Source organism: Pseudomonas sp. HMSC08G10 (assembly GCF_001808425.1).
GTDB lineage: Bacteria > Pseudomonadota > Gammaproteobacteria > Pseudomonadales > Pseudomonadaceae > Aquipseudomonas > Aquipseudomonas guariconensis.
Genome location: NZ_KV793311.1, coordinates 36,549 through 53,891 on the forward strand (window position 1 = coordinate 36,549; position 17,343 = coordinate 53,891).

General features: G+C 62.3%; 16 protein-coding genes. 11 read left to right on the plus strand and 5 right to left on the minus strand.

Annotated features, from left to right (window positions below):
* Positions 1-438, plus strand: a 438-nt coding sequence (locus HMPREF3173_RS25035) for an HAD-IA family hydrolase (protein WP_256544499.1), incomplete at its 5' end; no start/stop codon positions are given.
* 100 nt (positions 439-538) lie between these two features.
* On the opposite strand, the gene HMPREF3173_RS14560 is transcribed toward HMPREF3173_RS25035, so the two are convergent.
* Positions 539-1,096 carry an NADPH-dependent FMN reductase gene (locus HMPREF3173_RS14560; RefSeq protein WP_070574102.1) on the minus strand — a complete coding sequence of 186 codons (558 nt, stop codon included), beginning with the start codon at positions 1,094-1,096 and terminating at the stop codon, positions 539-541.
* Between the two features lie 154 nt (positions 1,097-1,250).
* On the opposite strand from HMPREF3173_RS14560, the gene HMPREF3173_RS14565 reads away from it, so the two are divergent.
* A complete protein-coding gene (locus HMPREF3173_RS14565; protein WP_043214129.1) occupies positions 1,251-1,469 on the plus strand; it encodes a hypothetical protein in 219 nt (72 codons plus the stop codon).
* Here the strand turns inward: HMPREF3173_RS14565 and HMPREF3173_RS14570 are convergent.
* From HMPREF3173_RS14570 to HMPREF3173_RS14585, 4 genes are all read right to left on the minus strand, one after another.
* A complete protein-coding gene (locus HMPREF3173_RS14570) occupies positions 1,453-3,714 on the minus strand; it encodes an Orn/Lys/Arg family decarboxylase (protein ID WP_070574105.1) in 2,262 nt (753 codons plus the stop codon). The genes HMPREF3173_RS14565 and HMPREF3173_RS14570 overlap by 17 nt on opposite strands.
* Positions 3,715-3,843: 129 nt before the next feature.
* Positions 3,844-4,620, minus strand: a complete 777-nt coding sequence (dnaQ, locus tag HMPREF3173_RS14575; protein WP_070574108.1) for a DNA polymerase III subunit epsilon — start codon at positions 4,618-4,620, stop codon at positions 3,844-3,846.
* A gap of 131 nt (positions 4,621-4,751) precedes the next feature.
* On the minus strand, positions 4,752-5,198 hold the full coding sequence (gene rnhA / locus HMPREF3173_RS14580; protein WP_070092842.1) for a ribonuclease HI: 447 nt from the start codon (positions 5,196-5,198) through the stop codon (positions 4,752-4,754).
* A 39-nt stretch (positions 5,199-5,237) separates the two neighbouring features.
* Positions 5,238-5,996, minus strand: coding sequence for a class I SAM-dependent methyltransferase (locus HMPREF3173_RS14585; protein ID WP_070574111.1), 759 nt, complete (start codon positions 5,994-5,996; stop codon positions 5,238-5,240).
* A gap of 82 nt (positions 5,997-6,078) precedes the next feature.
* Here HMPREF3173_RS14585 and gloB point away from each other — a divergent pair, with 82 nt between their 5' ends.
* The 9 genes from gloB (at position 6,079) to HMPREF3173_RS14630 (ending at position 17,276) form a co-directional block, all read left to right on the plus strand.
* Positions 6,079-6,846, plus strand: coding sequence for a hydroxyacylglutathione hydrolase (gene gloB / locus HMPREF3173_RS14590; protein WP_070574114.1), 768 nt, complete (start codon positions 6,079-6,081; stop codon positions 6,844-6,846).
* Positions 6,847-6,946: 100 nt separating this feature from the next.
* Positions 6,947-8,374 (plus strand): lytic transglycosylase domain-containing protein, encoded by a 1,428-nt coding sequence (locus HMPREF3173_RS14595; protein WP_070574117.1) that lies wholly within the window; start codon positions 6,947-6,949, stop codon positions 8,372-8,374.
* A gap of 167 nt (positions 8,375-8,541) precedes the next feature.
* Positions 8,542-10,374 carry an extracellular solute-binding protein gene (locus HMPREF3173_RS14600; RefSeq protein WP_218188848.1) on the plus strand — a complete coding sequence of 611 codons (1,833 nt, stop codon included), beginning with the start codon at positions 8,542-8,544 and terminating at the stop codon, positions 10,372-10,374.
* Complete coding sequence (locus HMPREF3173_RS14605) at positions 10,371-12,218, plus strand: extracellular solute-binding protein (RefSeq protein ID WP_070574121.1); 1,848 nt, start codon at positions 10,371-10,373, stop codon at positions 12,216-12,218. Before HMPREF3173_RS14600 ends, HMPREF3173_RS14605 begins: the two co-directional genes overlap by 4 nt.
* Before the next feature lies 1 nt (position 12,219).
* On the plus strand, positions 12,220-13,293 hold the full coding sequence (locus HMPREF3173_RS14610) for a microcin C ABC transporter permease YejB (RefSeq protein ID WP_043214147.1): 1,074 nt from the start codon (positions 12,220-12,222) through the stop codon (positions 13,291-13,293).
* 1 nt (position 13,294) lies between these two features.
* Complete coding sequence (locus HMPREF3173_RS14615; RefSeq protein ID WP_070574124.1) at positions 13,295-14,314, plus strand: ABC transporter permease; 1,020 nt, start codon at positions 13,295-13,297, stop codon at positions 14,312-14,314.
* 1 nt (position 14,315) lies between these two features.
* Positions 14,316-15,914 carry an ABC transporter ATP-binding protein gene (locus HMPREF3173_RS14620; protein WP_070574126.1) on the plus strand — a complete coding sequence of 533 codons (1,599 nt, stop codon included), beginning with the start codon at positions 14,316-14,318 and terminating at the stop codon, positions 15,912-15,914.
* A 273-nt stretch (positions 15,915-16,187) separates the two neighbouring features.
* On the plus strand, positions 16,188-16,751 hold the full coding sequence (locus HMPREF3173_RS14625) for a TetR/AcrR family transcriptional regulator (protein WP_070574128.1): 564 nt from the start codon (positions 16,188-16,190) through the stop codon (positions 16,749-16,751).
* A gap of 45 nt (positions 16,752-16,796) precedes the next feature.
* Entirely contained in the window at positions 16,797-17,276 is a 480-nt protein-coding gene (locus HMPREF3173_RS14630) for a nuclear transport factor 2 family protein (RefSeq protein ID WP_070574130.1), read from the plus strand.
* Positions 17,277-17,343: the final 67 nt, after the last annotated feature.

Here is a 17,343-nt window from a genome sequence, read left to right on the forward strand (position 1 = left end):
TACCCGAAAGTGGTGATGGACAAGGTAGTGGAGCTGGCCAAGCAGAATGGGTATGTCGCCGACCACGTGGTGGCCACCGACGAAACCCCGAACGGTCGTCCGTGGCCGGCCCAGGCCCTGGCCAACGTGATCGCCCTGGGCATCGATGATGTCGCCGCCTGCGTCAAGGTCGACGACACCGTGCCAGGCATACTCGAAGGCCGTCGCGCCGGCATGTGGACCGTCGCTCTGGTCTGTTCGGGCAACGCCCTGGGCCTGACCTGGGAGGGTTACCGCGCCCTGAGCGCTGAGAAGCTCGAAAGCGAGCGCAAGCGCATCCACGCGATGTTCGAAAGCTCCCGCCCACACTATCTGATCGACACCATCAACGAGCTGCCAGAGGTCATCGCCGACATCAACCGTCGCCTGGCCAAAGGGGAAATGCCACAGGCCTCGTAAGCCTCAGGTGCCGCTCGCGGACAAGCCCCCACTTACAAGGGATGCACTGCCCTGTCAGTGCGGGCTCGTCCGCGAATGGACCGGATCGCTCATGCAGATGTCAGACCGCGCGGTTGAGCTTCACCCAGGCCGCGAACTTGTCGATGAAGGCCTGCAGGAACGGGCGAGTCTTGTCACTGAGCTTGCCCGAATCTTCGAACAGGCTCGCCGCCCCCCCGAGGTAGGCCTCCGGCATCTGCATGCAGGGCATGTCCAGGAACACCAGCGACTGACGCACTGCATGGTTGGCCCCGAACCCTCCAATCGCGCCCGGCGATACGCTCACCACCGCTGCTGGCTTGCCGCTCCAGGCGCTTTGCCCATAGGGTCGCGAGCCCACATCGATGGCATTCTTCAGCCCACCAGGCACCGAGCGGTTGTATTCAGGGGTGACGAACAGCACCGCGTCGCTGCGCCGGATCTCGTCGCGAAAACGCTTCCAGGCCTCCGGCGCATTGGCCTCGACATCCTCGTTGTACAACGGCAGGTCGCCGATCTCGACGATCTTCAAGGCAAGGCTGGAGGGCGCCAACTCTCCCAGGGCCCGGGCCACCTTGCGGTTGTAGGAATCCTTACGCAAGCTGCCGACGACGACCGCTACCGAATAAACCTGGCTCATGGTGGTGTGCAACCTCTATTGGTTGGGGAAGTTGTAGTTATAGATGACCGCTCCCCATTCCCGGAGTTTTTTTCCCACCTGCGGAAAACTTCCCCCCGGTTTCATCGGTCTATGCCTGCAGATGTTTCCGATAATTTCAGAGGTTTTCTCGCAAATGGCAGCAATCCTGGTCGGCCAATTCCACGCTCGTGACGCCGAAGGCCGCATCTATCCCGTGCACGAGTTCCAGGAGTCGACGCTCCAGGCCGACGGCAGCACCCTCGGCGCACCCATCGTCACCTACCGACTGCCCGTCGGCGACCGGGTCAATCACCTGGGCGAAGACCGCTTCGAACTGGCCCGCAGCGGCGTTGAACTCATCCGCATTCCTTGATGCAGTCGACCGTATAGACGAGGCCCTGGCCAGCGTCTTCGCATTGCAGGCCATGGACATCGGCGACAAAACCCGGAAAACCGCTGTTGAAGGCCCGGGCGAAGGCCAGATAGTCGATGATTGCCCGCGTGGAGTCGGTAAAGCGCTCCCCCGGCATGATCAAGGGGATGCCCGGTGGATACGGCACCAGCATGACCGCCGAGACGCGCCCCAGCAGCGCCTCGATCGGCACGGCCTCCACCTCTGCCCGCACGAGTTGGTCATAGGCTTGGGCCGGGCTCATGGCCATCTCCGGCAAACGGGTGAACAGCCGCTTGAGCTGCTTGGCCGTTGCATTGGTCCGGTAGCAGTCATGCAACTGCTCACACAGATCACGCAGCCCTAGACCCTGATAGCGTGACGGCGCTACCGCCATCACGCTGGGCAGACAAAGACTCAACGGTGTGTTGCCATCGTAGTGGCGCTTGAACTCCAGAAGCTCGGTGAGCAAGGTGCTCCACTTGCCCTTGGTAATACCCATGGAGAACAACACTAGGAAGCTGTACAACCCGGTCTTCTCCACCACCAGCCCACGCTCCCAGAGAAACTTGCTCACCACCGCCGCCGGAATGCCGTGCTCGCCCAAGGCGCCCCCTGCCGTGAGCCCCGGCATCACCAGGGTGACCTTCAGCGGGTCGAGCAGCACGTAGTCCTGCTCCACTTCGCCAAAACCGTGCCACTCGGCGCCCGGCTGCAGCAGCCAGTCCTGCGCCGCCAGGCGGTGGATCCCTTCGGCTGCAGGTGGCTGCCAGATGCTGAACCACCAGTCATCGGCGGCGATGTGTTCACGCAGGTTAGCCAGTGCGCGACGAAAGCTCAGGGCTTCGTCGAACATCTCCTGCAACAGCGAGCGCCCGGCCGGGCCTTCCATCATGCTCGACGCCACGTCCAGTGACGCCAGAATGCTGTACTGCGGCGAGGTGGAGATGTGCATCATGAAGGCTTCATTGAAGCGGTCGCGGTCCAGTTGCCGCTGGCTGCCATCCTGCACGTGGATCATCGACGCCTGGCTGAACGCTGCCAGCAGTTTGTGGGTGGAATGGGTGCTGAACACCAGCGGGCTGCCGTCGCCACGCGCTGTGCCCATGGCATAGCGCCCGGCAAAGAACTCGTGGAAGGCGGCATAGGCGAACCAGGCTTCGTCGAAGTGCAGCACCTCGACACTGGCACCGAGCTCCTGCTTGATCAGCCCTGCGTGATAACACAAACCGTCATAGGTGGAGTTGGTCACCACGGCCAGGCGAATACGCGCCGCTCGCCCCCGAGCCAGAGGGTTGGCCTTGATTTTCGCCTGGATCGAGGCCGCGCTGAATTCGCTGAGCGGGATCGGACCGATGATGCCCAGCTCGTTGCGCTCCGGGCACAGGTAGATCGGGATGGCGCCAGTCATGATGATGGCGTGGACCACCGATTTGTGGCAGTTGCGATCCACCAGCACCAAGTCGTCGCGACCGACCATGGCATGCCAGACGATTTTGTTGGCGGTCGACGTGCCGTTGATCACGAAGAACGTGTGGTCGGCGCCGAAGTTACGCGCAGCTCGGGCTTCGGCCTGGGCCAAAGGGCCTGTGTGGTCGAGCAGTGAGCCGAGCTCGGGTACCGAGACCGACAGGTCCGAGCGCAAGGTGTTTTCCCCGAAGAACTGATGGAACGCCTGCCCCACCGGGCTCTTGCGGTAGGCCACGCCACCGCCATGGCCGGGCGTGTGCCAGGAATAGTTCGATTGCGCGGTGTGCTGCACCAGGGCCTTGAAGAACGGCGGCAACAAGCCGTCGAGATAATTGTGGGCGGCGCGGGCGACCTGACGGGCAAGAAAGGGGACGGTGTCTTCGAACAGGTAGAGGATGCCGCGCAACTGGTTGAGCTCGCTCATGGCTTCAGCCGGGGCATATTCGAGGGTGACCTGTTCACCGAGGGCGAAGATCGGCAGGTCTGGCGCACGTTGTCGCGCCAGGCGAATCAGCTCAGCCATGCTTTGCAACAGATGAGCGTCCTCTCCGACGCCTTCGGCGGCGATCAACATGCAGGCCAAGCCGTGATGGGTCGCCGCTACCAGCCTGGCTTCAGCCTGGTCGGCGGCGGCCAAGATGGCGAAACCGTCCTGGGCGAGCTCCTCGGCAATGCCGCGCACGCGCTCACCGGCGACGCTGTCGGCCTTGATCGCGCGATGGACGATGAGGATGGGGAACTTGAGGTCCTTGTACATCGGCAACTACTCCCTTCGCAGGACAGGTCCGTCCTTTCAGGGTAGAAGCTGGCCGATCAGGCTGCGCATCTTTCTGCGGGCGCTGGCGTCGCCTGGGAAAGGGCCGCAGAGCGGCCCCGGTATAGCCAATCAGCTGGCGGCAGGCTCCGTGAGCGCCTGCCACATCGACGGCGCACCCGCCGATTTGGCGATCGCTGCCAGGCGCTCGGCATGTGCTTCGAGCTCCTCGGCGCTGGCCATTATGACCCGCCCCGGCTGGCGCCCGACGATGCGGCGGATCTCGCTGCCGGTACCGCCCTCGCCGGACTCGTCGCCGTCTGCCCCATGGGCCGCCAGCGACAGGCTGGTCTGGCCACCGGTCATCGCCAGGTAGACGTCGGCCAGCAGTTCGGAGTCGAGCAGTGCGCCGTGCAGCTCACGACCGGAGTTGTCGATGCCATAGCGTTTGCACAACGCATCGAGGCTGTTGCGCTGGCCTGGGTGCCGCGCCCGCGCCAGCATCAGGGTGTCGATGACGGTGCAGTATTGGGAAACATCGGCGCGGTCGTGTTGGCCCAGCAGGGCGAATTCGTTGTTGATGAAGCCAACGTCGAACGCCGCGTTGTGGATGACCAGGTGCGCGCCTTTGATGTACTCGAAGAACTCTTCGGCGACATCGGCGAATCGCGGTTTGCCGATCAGGAAGGCATCGGTGATGCCGTGCACCCCGATCGCGCCTTCGTCACTCTCGCGGTCCGGTTGCAGATAGACGTGGAAGTTGCGCCCGGTCAGGCGCCGGCCGATGACCTCGACGCAGCCGATCTCGATGATCCGGTGGCCTTCGGTGACCGGCATGCCGGTGGTTTCGGTATCGAGGACGACGTACCGGTTGACTTGCTGCTCCACGCGGGTGGCTCCAACTTGCATCAGGACAAAGCCGGGATTGTACCCCAAACGACAGGGTGGGGCGCTACGTCGGGTGAACCCGCTACCACCTGACCACCCCAGGCTTTGTGGCAGCGGCCATACCCGCTGCAGTGCACCCCTGGCTCAAGGACTCAGCGCTTGGCACGCACTTCGTCGACACCGCGGTTGGCCAGTTGGTCGGCACGTTCGTTGCCAGGGTGGCCGATGTGTCCACGCACCCACTTCCAAGTCACCTTGTGACGGTTGACCTGCTCGTCGAGCTGCTGCCAGAGGTCGGCGTTTTTCACCGGTTCCTTGGCCGCCGTTTTCCAGCCGCGCTTCTTCCAGTTGGCCATCCACTCGTTGATGCCTTTCATGACGTATTGCGAATCGGTGGTGAGCACCACCTCGCATTCACGCTTGAGTGCCATCAGCCCCTGGATCGCCGCCATCAGTTCCATGCGGTTGTTGGTGGTTTCGCGCTCGCCGCCCCACAGCTCCTTCTCGACGCCTTTGTAAACCATCAGCACCCCCCAGCCACCCGGGCCCGGGTTGCCCTTGCAGGCACCATCGGTGTAGATCTCGACGCTCTCGCTCATGTACCGCCTTTTCGCTCTGTGATATCGACCGCAGGGCCCTCAGGGCTCACTGTGGCGACGATTGACCTTGGCCAGCGGCAACGGCAGCAGTTTGCCCATGGGCTCGCGGCGCTCCAGGCGTAGCGGCCGCAGGCCGACCACCATCTTGCGCGCCACCACCAGGTAAACCCCGCCGCCAGCAGTCTGCCAACCGCCGGCCATGCGCTCCCAACCGGCCAGGCGCTGTTGCCAGGCCGGCGAGGCAAGCGGCGGACGATAGCACCCGAAGCGGCGTTTCTCCAGCGCGAAGCCCAGCAGGTTGAGCCAGTCGCCAAGACGCGACGGCGAGATGCAACGAGCCTTGCGCAATGCCCCGTGACTGAAGAAATGGCGCACGCCCCAACTGCTCCAGGGATTGATCCCGACGATCAGCAGATGCCCGCCCGGGCGCACGGCGCTGGCGGCTTCACGCAACAAGCCATGGGGCGAGAGGCTGAAATCCAGGCCATGCTGCAGCACCACCACGTCGGCGGCATGCTCGGAAAGCGGCCAGGCCTGTTCTTCGCAGACGATTTCCACTCCCGGCAAGGGGGCGCCCAGGCGCACGTTGCGCTGCACTTGAGGCGCATTGGGCGGAGGCTCGGCACAGGGGCCGTAATGCACCAAGAAGCCGCCGAAGAAGCGGCCGAGTTCATCCTCGAGGAGTTTTTCCTCCTCGCGCAACATCAACTGCCCGAGCGGCCCGTTGAACCACTCACGGGCCAGGCTCATCAGCGCGATCCAGTCAGGATCGGCCTGGGCAAAGGCTTTGTCGGTCATTGCGTTCTCCCTCGAAGGTTCTCCGTCCGCGCCATCGCGGCTAAGATGCCTTCATGTTCACGCCAGGCGATTCGGTACGCACATGATACAGATCGATGCTCTTCCCGCTTTCTCCGACAATTACATCTGGCTGTTACAGGATACTGCCAAACGCCGCTGCGCGGTGGTCGACCCCGGCGATGCCGCCCCGGTGCAGGCCTGGCTTGCGGCCAACCCCGGCTGGGTGCTGGAAGACATCCTGATCACCCACCACCACCACGACCACGTCGGCGGCGTTGAAGCCCTTAAGCACGCCACCGGCGCACGCGTGTGCGGCCCGGCCCAAGAGCGCATTCCAGCCCGCGACCTGGCGCTGGACGACGGCGACCAGGTAAAGGTGTTGGGCCTGGTCTTCGACATCATCGCCGTGCCCGGCCATACCCTGGGCCATATCGCTTACTACAGCGCGCCGCTGCTGTTCTGCGGCGACACCCTGTTCGCCGCCGGATGCGGTCGCCTGTTCGAAGGCACGCCCGAACAGATGCACCAGTCCCTGTCGCGGCTGGCCGCACTGCCCGCCGAGACCCGTGTGTACTGCACCCACGAATACACCTTGAGCAACCTGCGTTTCGCCAAGGCCGTGGAGCCGGAAAACCTGCACGTTGCCCAACGATTTGCCGACGTTACCCGGTTGCGCGATGAAGATCGCATCAGCTTGCCCTCGACCATCGGTCTGGAACGGCTCACCAACCCCTTTCTTCGCACGGCTGAAACATCAGTGAAACAAAAAGCAGACGAATGGAAGGGACATTCCAATACAAGCCAAGCCTCTGTTTTTGCTGCCTTGAGGTCTTGGAAAGACACCTTCTGATAACCCCAAGATATATCGCAACCCGTTGTCAACGGTTGACCCGGGGGGGACCGGTTTCTAGAATCGCCGAAATTTTTCGCCCGGAAACCTGTCCCAGCCGATGTCTTCCCGTAGCCGCAGAACCTCTCATTCCGTCGCCCTGACGCGTCTGGCCCAAATCAGCGCGCTGGCTCTGGCCGCCACCTTGGTGGGCTGCCAGAGCACCCGTCAGCTCGACGAATCCGACAGCGTTCGCGCAAGCTACCAGGCGCGCGTCAAGCACAAGCCTGCCCCGCTGATGGTCAAGAAAGCCGAGCCAGCCCCCCAGGATGTCTGGGAGCGCATGCGCCAGGGCTTCGCTTTGCAAGACAACATCGACGTCAATCCGCGCATCGAGCAGCAACGCCTGTGGTTCGCCAGCAATCCGTCGTTCCTGGAAAACGCTGGCGAGCGTGGCAGCCTCTATCTGCACTACATTGTCGAGCGCCTCGAAGAGCGCGACATGCCGCTGGAGCTGGCCCTGCTGCCAGCGATCGAAAGCGCCTACAACCCGATGGCCTACTCCCGCGCCCATGCGGTTGGCCTGTGGCAGTTCATCCCCTCGACCGGTCGCCACTTCAACCTGCGTCAAACCAATTTCTACGATGGCCGCCGCGACATCACCGCGTCGACCAACGCTGCGCTCGATTATCTGGGCCGCCTACACGACATGTTCAACGGCGACTGGCTGCTGGCCCTGGCGGCCTACAACGCCGGCGAAGGCACTGTGAGCCGGGCTATCGAGCGCAACGAGCGCCTGGGCCTGCCCACCGACTACTGGAACCTGCCGCTGCCCCAGGAAACCCGCGACTACGTGCCCAAATTGCTGGCCCTGTCGCAAGTGGTCATGACTCCGCAAGCCTACGGCGTCAGCCTTAGCCCCATCGCCAACGAACCTTACTTCGAAGCCGTGGCCATCAACGATCGCCTGGACCTGTCGCGGGTTGCGGCGTTCGCCGACATCGACGAGGACGAGCTCATCCAGCTCAATCCGGCCTTCAAGAAGCGCATGACCGTGGACGGTCCCAAGCAGCTGCTGGTGCCCACCGCCAAGGCCCAATTGCTGACCGACAGCCTGTCCAACCTCAAGCCTGAGGAACTGGTCAGCCTGCAACCTAACAAGGCTGTGTTCCAGGCTGCCCTGGCCGAGACCAAGGCACCTGCGGCGACCCGCAGCTACCGGGTCAAGCGTGGCGACAACCTGGGCGCCATCGCCAAGGCCAACCGCGTGTCGGTGAGCGACCTGAAGCGTTGGAACCGCCTCTCGGGCAACCACCTCAAGGCCGGCCAGGTGCTCGCCTTGCGCGGTGGCAGCCCGTCGAGCGGAGCCGCCAACCGTGTCGCGGCCTCCAAGCAGCGCTCCACTCAATACAAAGTCCGCAAGGGCGACTCCCTCTATGCGGTGGCCAAACGCTTCAACGTCGAGATGAAGCATCTCAAGCGCTGGAATCCACGTAGCGGCCATGCCCTCAAGCCTGGCCAGACGCTGACCGTCTACCTGTCGCACTGATCTGATTGCCTTGGGGCCGCTGCGATGGGTGACGAAGCAGCCCCCGAGGACAAATCCAGTCACACTCCCCCGCGCCCAGCCCCGCGCCAGACACCCTTTTTCCATCCCAGACAAGCTGTTACTGTAGCCCGACCAACGCCCCACGCTGCCTGGATCGGATCACCGACTTGATACGTCCCCTCCTGTTGCTTTCACTCAGCCTCGCCATGAGCCTTCCCGCTGCCGCAACGGTGAGCGAAAGCCACGGTTATGCGCAGTTCGGCACACTCAAGTATCCAGCCACGTTCACCCATTTCGACTGGGTCAACCCGCAAGCACCCAAGGGCGGCACGTTGCGGGCAATGGCGTTCGGCACCTTCGATACGCTCAACCCTTACACCTTCAAAGGCTCGAGCCCGGTCACCACGCCGAATTTCCTGCAGTACGGGGTCAACGAGCTTAATGAGCCGCTGATGGTCGGCACCGGTCAGTACGATCCTTCCGGAGACGAGCCCACCTCCAGCTACGGATTGATCGCCCGCTCCGTGGAGTACAGCGAGGACCGCAGCTGGGTCGTGTTCAACCTGCGCCCCGAGGCGCGATTCCACGACGGCCACCCCATCACCTCAGCGGATGTCGCGTTCTCCTATCGCACCCTGCTCAAGGAAGGCCACCCGATCTACCGCACCAACCTGCAGGAAGTGCAGCGCGTGGACATCCTCGGCCCGCTGCGCATCCGCTTCGTCTTCAAGCGGGCCGGCAACCCGCTTTTGATCCTGCGCCTGGGCGAGATGCCGGTGTTGCCCAAGCATTACTGGAAAGGCCGAGACTTCAAGGCCACCACGTTCGAACCACCGCTGGGCAGCGGCCCGTACCGCATCACCGAAGTTCAGCCCGGCCGGCGTCTGGTGTTCGAGCGGGTGAAGAACTACTGGGGCAAGCACCTCGCCGTCAACCGCGGCAAGTACAACTTCGACCGTGTCGAATACGAGTTCTACCGCGACGCCACGGTCGCCTTCGAAGCCTTCAAGGCCGGCGAGTTCGACATCTACATCGAGCATCAGGCCAAGAACTGGGCCAACGGTTACACCTTCCCGGCCATCCGCCGCGGCCAGGTGATCAAGGCGCAGATCCCGCACCGCATCCCGACGCAAACCCAGGGGCTATTCATGAACAGCCGCCGAGCCAACTTTAGTGACCCTCGGGTGCGCCAGGCCCTGGGCCTGATGCTCGACTTCGAGTGGACCAACCGCGCCCTGTTCAGCAGTGCCTACCGCCGCTCGACCAGCTACTACCCCAACAGCGAGTTCGCCGCCACCGGCCTGCCCAAGGGCAAGGAGTGGCTGCTGCTGGCGCCGTTCCGTGACGAACTGCCGCCCAAGCTGTTCACCGAACCCTACACGGTGAGCCACACCGACGGACGCGGCATCAGCCGCCAGACCCTGCGCCAGGCCCTGGCGCTGTTCGCCCAGGCAGGCTGGAAGCTCGACGGCCAGCGTCTGGTCAATGCCAAAGGCCAGCAGTTCCGCATGGAATTGCTGCTGGTCAACCCGAACCTCGAACGCATCCTTCAGCCCTACGTGGAAAACCTCGCCAGCATGGGCATCGACGCCCACCTGCGCACGGTCGACCGTGCCCAGTACAAGCAGCGCCTGGATCAGTTCGACTTCGACATGATCCTCATGACCCTCAACCAGACCCTGAGCCCGGGTCTGGAGCAATGGCTGTACTTCCACTCGAGCCAAGCCTCGGTCAAGGGCAGCAAGAACTACGCTGGTGTGAAAGACCCTGTGGTCGACCACCTGCTCGACACCCTGCTCGCCGCCCGCACCCGCGCCGACCAGGTCGCTGCGGCCCGCGCCCTGGACCGGGTGCTGTCGTGGCAGTACTACATGATTCCCAACTGGTATCTCGACAATCACCGCCTGGCCTACCGCAACCGGTTCGCCTTCGTCACCACGCCGCCCTATACCCTGGGCCTGAACAGCTGGTGGCTCAAGACTTCGGAGAAAGCCCAATGATGCCAACGCACCCTTTGCGCCTGCTGGCCGGCAGCCTGTTGCTGGCCTGCCTGAGCCTCCCGGCGATGGCCGCACCGCAACACGCCCTGACCCTCTACGGCGAGCCGCCAAAATACCCGGCGGACTTCAAGCATTTCGCCTATGTAAACCCTGACGCCCCCAAGGGCGGCACCTTCCGCCAGTCCAGCTTCGGCGGTTTCGACAGCCTCAACCCGTTCATCAACAAGGGCGTGCCAGCCGACGACATCGGCCTGATCTACGACACCCTGATGCGCCAGAGCCTCGATGAGCCCTTCACCGAGTACGGCCTGGTGGCCGAGAAGATCGAAAAAGCCCCCGACAACGGCTGGGTACGCTTCTACCTGCGCCCCGAGGCACGCTTCCACGACGGCCACCCGATGCGCGCTGACGACGTGGTGTTCACTTTCAACGCGCTGATGAGCAAAGGTGCACCGCTGTACCGCGGCTACTACGCCGACGTCGCCGAGGTGATCGCCGAAGACCCGCTGCGGGTGTTGTTCAAGTTCAAGCACAAGAACAACCGCGAGCTGCCACTGATCCTCGGCCAGTTGCCGGTGCTGCCCAAGCACTGGTGGGAAGGCCGCGACTTCGACCGCGGCAACCTGGAGATTCCGCTGGGCAGCGGCCCGTACAAGGTCGCCGAGGTCAAGGCTGGGCGCTCGATCCGCTACGAGCGGGTCAAGGACTACTGGGCCAAGGACCTGCCGATCAACCGCGGCTTCTACAACTTCGATGTCATGACCTACGACGCGTATCGCGATAACACCGTCGCACTGGAAGCGCTCAAGGCCGGGCAGTTCGACTATTGGCTGGAGACCAGTGCGAAGAACTGGGCCACCGCCTACGACATCCCGGCGGTGCGCGAAGGCCGGCTCATCCGCGAGCAATTGGCCAACGGCAACCCCACCGGCATGCAGGGTTTCATCTTCAACTTGCGTCGCCCTGTGTTCCAGGACGTGCGGGTGCGCGAGGCGCTGAGTCTGCTGCTGGACTACGAATGGACCAACAAGCAGTTGTTCAACGGCGCCTACACTCGCACCGGCAGCTATTTCGAGAACTCCGAGATGGCCGCCAGCGGCCTGCCAGGGCCGGATGAACTGAAGATCCTCGAGCCCCTGCGCGGCAAGATCCCCGAGCAAGTCTTCACCCAAGCCTTCCGCAACCCGGTCAGCGATGGCAGCGGCATGATCCGCGACCAACAACGCAAGGCCTACAAACTGCTGCAGGAAGCCGGCTGGAAGATCGTCGACGACAAGATGGTCGATGCCCAGGGCAAACCGGTGTCCCTCGAGTTTCTACTAGCCCAGACCGAGTTCGAGCGCATCCTGCTGCCGTTCAAGCGCAACCTCGCCGACCTCGGAATCGAGCTGAACATCCGCCGCGTCGACGTTTCCCAATACATCAACCGCCTGCGCTCGCGCGACTTCGACATGATCGTCGGCGGTTACCCGCAATCGAGCTCGCCGGGTAACGAGCAGCGTGAGTTCTGGACCAGCGCCGCCGCCGACAACCCAGGCAGCCGCAACTTCATCGGCCTGCGCGACCCGGCCATCGACCAATTGGTCGAGCAGTTGATCAACGCCGACTCGCGCCAGAGTCTGATCGCCCACACCCGCGCGCTGGACCGCGTGCTGCTGTGGGGCTACTACGTAATCCCCAACTGGCACATCAAGACCTGGCGCGTAGCCTACTGGAACCACATCGGCCATCCCGAGGTGTCGCCCAAGTACGACATCGGCATCAACACCTGGTGGATCAAGCCCGGTGCGAAGCCGGCCGAGGCCCAGGCCGAAGAAGCGGCAGCCGCGCAAGAGGCGAACTGACATGCTGGCCTACATCCTGCGTCGCCTGCTGCTGATCATCCCGACCCTGTTCGGCATCCTGATCATCAACTTCATCATCGTCCAGGCCGCTCCTGGCGGCCCGGTGGAACAGATGATCGCCAAGCTCGAAGGCTTCGAAGGCGCCACCAGCCGCATCGCCGGTGGCGGCGCTGAAGTCTCGGTGGCCGGCTCCAACTACCGTGGCGCCCAAGGCCTGGACCCGGCCCTGATCGCCGAAATCGAGCGCATGTACGGTTTCGACAAGTCGGCGCCCGAACGCCTGTGGATCATGATCAAGAACTACGCCCGCCTGGACTTCGGCGAGAGCTTCTTCCGCGATGCCAAGGTCATCGATCTGATCGCCGAGAAGATGCCCGTGTCTATCTCCCTGGGGCTTTGGAGCACGCTGATCATGTACCTTGTGTCGATCCCGCTGGGGATCGCCAAGGCCGTGCGCCATGGCAGCCACTTCGATGTCTGGACCAGTTCGGCAATCATCGTTGGCTACGCCATCCCCGCCTTCCTGTTCGCCATCCTGCTGATCGTGCTGTTCGCCGGCGGCAGCTACTTCGACTGGTTCCCCCTGCGCGGGCTGACGTCCAACAACTTCGACGAGCTATCCACCAGCGGCAAGATCCTCGATTACTTCTGGCACCTGGTGCTGCCGATCACCGCGCTGGTCATCGGCAACTTTGCCACCATGACCCTGCTGACCAAGAACAGCTTCCTCGACGAGATCAACAAGCAATACGTGGTCACCGCCAAGGCCAAGGGCCTGAGCCGCTCGCGGGTGCTGTACGGGCATGTGTTCCGCAACGCCATGCTGCTGGTGATCGCCGGCTTCCCCTCGGCGTTCATCGGCATCTTCTTCACAGGTTCTCTGCTCATCGAGGTGATCTTCTCCCTCGACGGCCTGGGCCTGATGAGCTTCGAGGCAGCGATCAACCGCGACTACCCGGTGGTCTTCGGCACCCTGTTCATCTTCACCCTGCTGGGGCTGGTGGTGAAACTGATCGGCGACCTGACCTACACCCTGGTCGACCCCCGCATCGACTTCGCCAGCCGGGAGCATTGACATGGCACTCTCCCCTCTCAATCGCCGGCGCTTCGAGCGCTTCAAGGCCAACCGCCGCGGCTGGTGGTCGCTGTGGATCTTCATCGTGCTGTTCGGCCTGAGCTTGGGCGCCGAACTGATCGCCAACGACAAACCCATCGCCATACGCTACGAAGGCCAGTGGTACTTCCCCGCCTTCAAGCGTTACCCGGAAACCACCTTCGGCGGCGAATTCCCCCTGGAAGCGAACTACAAGAGCCCCTACATTCGCGAACTGCTCGCGGCCAAGGACAGCTGGGTGCTGTGGGCGCCCATCCCGTTCAGCTACCAGAGCATCAACTACGACCTCAAGGTCCCGGCCCCGGCACCGCCCTCGGCGGACAACTGGCTGGGCACCGACGATCAGGGCCGCGACGTGATGGCCCGGGTCATCTACGGCTTCCGCGTCTCGGTGCTGTTCGCCCTGACGCTGACCGTGCTCAGCTCCATCGTCGGCGTCATCGCCGGCGCCCTGCAGGGTTTCTATGGCGGCTGGGTGGACCTGGCCGGCCAGCGTTTCCTGGAGATCTGGTCGGGCTTGCCGGTGCTGTACCTGTTGATCATCCTCGCCAGCTTCGTACAGCCCAACTTCTGGTGGCTGCTGGGCATCATGCTGCTGTTCTCGTGGATGAGTCTGGTGGACGTGGTGCGCGCCGAGTTCCTACGCGGGCGCAACCTAGAATACGTGCGTGCCGCCCGCGCCTTGGGAATGCGCGACGGCCCGATCATGTTCCGGCACATCCTGCCCAACGCCATGATCTCCACCATGACCTTCATGCCGTTCATCCTCACCGGCGCCATCGGCACCCTCACCGCCCTGGACTTCCTCGGCTTCGGCCTGCCACCGGGCGCCCCCTCGCTCGGCGAGCTGGTGGCCCAAGGCAAGTCCAACCTGCAGGCGCCGTGGCTTGGCATCAGCGCCTTCGCCGTGCTGGCGATCATGCTGAGCCTTCTGGTGTTCATCGGCGAATCCGCCCGCGATGCCTTCGACCCGAGGAAATGACATGAGCGAACACAACCTGATCGAAGTGCGCGACCTCTCGGTGGAGTTCGTCACTGGTGAACACGTGCATCGCGTGGTCGATGGCATCAGTTTCGACATCCGCAAGGGCGAGACCCTGGGCCTGGTCGGCGAAAGCGGCTCGGGCAAGTCCGTCACCGCGCATTCCATCCTGCGCCTGTTGCCCTACCCACTGGCGCGCCACCCCAGCGGCAGCATCCGCTACAACGACCAGGACCTGCTGCAGCTCGGTGAAAAGCCCATGCGCCGCATCCGCGGGGACCGCATCGCGATGATCTTCCAAGAGCCGATGACCTCGCTGAACCCGCTGCACACCATCGAAAAGCAGGTCAACGAAATCCTCCTGCTGCACAAAGGCCTCACCGGCAAGCAGGCCACTGCCCGCACCCTGGAGCTGCTGGAGATGGTCGGCATCCCCGACCCGCACAAGCGCCTCAAGGCCCTGCCCCACGAGCTGTCCGGCGGCCAGCGCCAACGCGTGATGATCGCCATGGCCCTGGCCAATGAGCCCGAGCTGCTGATTGCCGACGAGCCCACCACCGCGCTCGACGTCACCGTGCAGTTGAAGATCCTCGACCTGCTCAAGGAGCTGCAGGCCCGCCTGGGCATGGCCCTGCTGCTGATCAGTCACGACCTGAACCTCGTGCGACGCATCGCCCACCGCGTGTGCGTGATGCAGTGCGGCAAGATCGTCGAACAGGCCGACTGCACTACCCTGTTCAAGGCCCCGCAGCACCCCTACACCCAAATGCTGATCAACGCCGAACCCAGCGGCGCCCCCGCCCACAACCCCGTGGGCGACCCCTTGCTGGAAGTCGAAGACCTGCGCGTGTGGTTCCCCATCAAGAAAGGCCTGCTGCGCCGCACCGTCGACCACGTCAAAGCCGTGGACGGCATCGACTTCAGCCTGCCTCAGGGCCAGACCCTCGGCATCGTGGGTGAAAGCGGCTCCGGCAAATCCACCCTTGGCCTGGCCATCTTGAGGTTGATCGCCAGCCGTGGCGGCATCCGCTTCCACGGCCAGAACCTCGAAGGCCTCAGCCAGAAGGATGTGCGCCCCCTGCGACGGGAAATGCAGGTCGTGTTCCAAGACCCCTTCGGCAGCCTCAGCCCCCGCATGTGCGTGGCCGACATCGTCGGCGAAGGCCTGCGCATTCACCGCATCGGCTCCCCTGCCGAACAGGAAGCGGCGATCATTGCCGCGCTGGAGGAAGTCGGCCTGGACCCCCGCACCCGACACCGTTACCCCCACGAATTCTCCGGCGGCCAACGCCAACGCATCGCCATCGCCCGCGCGCTGGTGTTGAAGCCTGCGTTGATTCTGCTGGATGAACCCACCTCCGCGCTGGACCGCACGGTACAGCGACAGGTAGTGGAGCTGCTGAGGAATTTGCAGCAAAAGTACAACCTCACGTACCTATTCATCAGTCATGACCTGGCGGTGGTGAAGGCGTTGAGTCACCAGTTGATGGTGATCAAACATGGGCATGTGGTTGAACAGGGGGATGCGCAGACGATTTTTCATGCGCCGCAGCATGCGTATACGAAGCAGTTGTTGGAGGCGGCGTTTTTGGAGGTTTAGGGGGGCAGGACGAACCACTGTTGCGTGCGGTTTTAATGGCTAAGTGCAGGAGAGGTCTCGCCTGCACCTGGCTTTTGAAAGAGCCCCACGTGCAAAGCGTATGTAAACCTCACCAGCATCCGTCAGGCGCACCGTCCTGAACGGCATCTCTATATCCTATCGAGCCAGATAACGTTGTATAAGCGCTTGTAAATCAAGCATATTTTATTTTTCTTTGAAACTGCTGTAGCGAGGGTATTGACCATGGAGAACGATCGTTCTACCATTGCCGACATGAACAGCGAAAGTAGTAACGACACCAAAGAGCGGCTATTGAAGATCGGGGAAGACTTGATCTATCGCGGCGGGATTGCTGCAACCGGAATGGATCTTTTAGTGAAGACATCTGGTGTCGCTCGCAAGAGTATCTACCGCTATTTCGGTACTAAGGAAGCGCTCGTAATAGAAATTTTAAAGCGCCGCGACAGAAACTGGATGCGATGGTTTGAGACGGAAGTAAATAAAGCCGACTCAGCAGCAGACAAGCTTCTACGCATATTTGATGTACTTTGCGACTGGTTCGCCTCTGAAAGTTTCAGAGGATGCGCATTCATTAATACAGCCGGTGAAACAGGCGACCCAGAAGATCCAGTACGACGTGTGGATAAAGAGCACAAAGAAAACGTAAAAGCGTTTGTGCTCTCTCTCTGTAAAGAATATGGCTTCGATGATCCAGAGGCGCGTGCGCGCCAATTTCTGATTCTGATCGACGGCGCCATCACCGTTGCCCATTTACTTGGTGACAGCCGATCAGCAGTTGATGCAAAAGCCATTGCACAACAACTGCTGAATCGTTAATCGCCAGTAGGCGGGCGATACCAGCCCAGTAAGCGAGGAATTAAAATGTCCGCTCATAACGAAGTACGCCCGCCAGTACCGCCATTCACACATGAAACCGCCATTCTCAAAGTACGTCTGGCCGAAGATGGCTGGAATAGCCGCGACCCCGAAAAAGTCTCTCTGGCTTACTCCCTTGATACGAAATGGCGTAATCGCGCTGAATTTGCATTTAACCGTGAGCAAGCAAAGAATTTCCTGACTCGTAAATGGGCCAAAGAACATGAGTACCGTTTGATCAAGGAGCTGTGGGCGTTCACCGAGAACCGCCTGGCCGTTCGCTATGCTTATGAATGGCACGACGATTCTGGTAACTGGTTCCGCTCGTACGGTAACGAGAACTGGGAGTTCGGTGATGACGGCCTGATGATCAACCGTTATGCCTGCATCAATGACATGCCCATCAAGGAGTCCGAGCGCAAGTTCCATTGGCCTCAGGGCCGTCGTCCAGACGACCACCCAAGCTTGTCTGATCTGGGCTTGTAAACGTTTCCCGTGTACACGGAAGTTCACCCTATTTTCTCTATGTTCTCTCACTCTGTAATTGGCGTGG

Excerpts from the sequence above, each read along its gene's own strand:
- HMPREF3173_RS14560 (WP_070574102.1), bottom strand. The coding sequence starts at position 1,096 with ATGAGCCAGGTTTATTCGGTAGCGGTCGTCGTCGGCAGCTTGCGTAAG.
- HMPREF3173_RS14565 (WP_043214129.1), top strand. The coding sequence starts at position 1,251 with ATGGCAGCAATCCTGGTCGGCCAATTCCACGCTCGTGACGCCGAAGGC.
- HMPREF3173_RS14570 (WP_070574105.1), bottom strand. The coding sequence starts at position 3,714 with ATGTACAAGGACCTCAAGTTCCCCATCCTCATCGTCCATCGCGCGATC.
- dnaQ (WP_070574108.1), bottom strand. The coding sequence starts at position 4,620 with ATGCAAGTTGGAGCCACCCGCGTGGAGCAGCAAGTCAACCGGTACGTC.
- rnhA (WP_070092842.1), bottom strand. The coding sequence starts at position 5,198 with ATGAGCGAGAGCGTCGAGATCTACACCGATGGTGCCTGCAAGGGCAAC.
- HMPREF3173_RS14585 (WP_070574111.1), bottom strand. The coding sequence starts at position 5,996 with ATGACCGACAAAGCCTTTGCCCAGGCCGATCCTGACTGGATCGCGCTG.
- gloB (WP_070574114.1), top strand. The coding sequence starts at position 6,079 with ATGATACAGATCGATGCTCTTCCCGCTTTCTCCGACAATTACATCTGG.
- HMPREF3173_RS14595 (WP_070574117.1), top strand. The coding sequence starts at position 6,947 with ATGTCTTCCCGTAGCCGCAGAACCTCTCATTCCGTCGCCCTGACGCGT.
- HMPREF3173_RS14605 (WP_070574121.1), top strand. The coding sequence starts at position 10,371 with ATGATGCCAACGCACCCTTTGCGCCTGCTGGCCGGCAGCCTGTTGCTG.
- HMPREF3173_RS14610 (WP_043214147.1), top strand. The coding sequence starts at position 12,220 with ATGCTGGCCTACATCCTGCGTCGCCTGCTGCTGATCATCCCGACCCTG.
- HMPREF3173_RS14615 (WP_070574124.1), top strand. The coding sequence starts at position 13,295 with ATGGCACTCTCCCCTCTCAATCGCCGGCGCTTCGAGCGCTTCAAGGCC.
- HMPREF3173_RS14620 (WP_070574126.1), top strand. The coding sequence starts at position 14,316 with ATGAGCGAACACAACCTGATCGAAGTGCGCGACCTCTCGGTGGAGTTC.
- HMPREF3173_RS14625 (WP_070574128.1), top strand. The coding sequence starts at position 16,188 with ATGAACAGCGAAAGTAGTAACGACACCAAAGAGCGGCTATTGAAGATC.
- HMPREF3173_RS14630 (WP_070574130.1), top strand. The coding sequence starts at position 16,797 with ATGTCCGCTCATAACGAAGTACGCCCGCCAGTACCGCCATTCACACAT.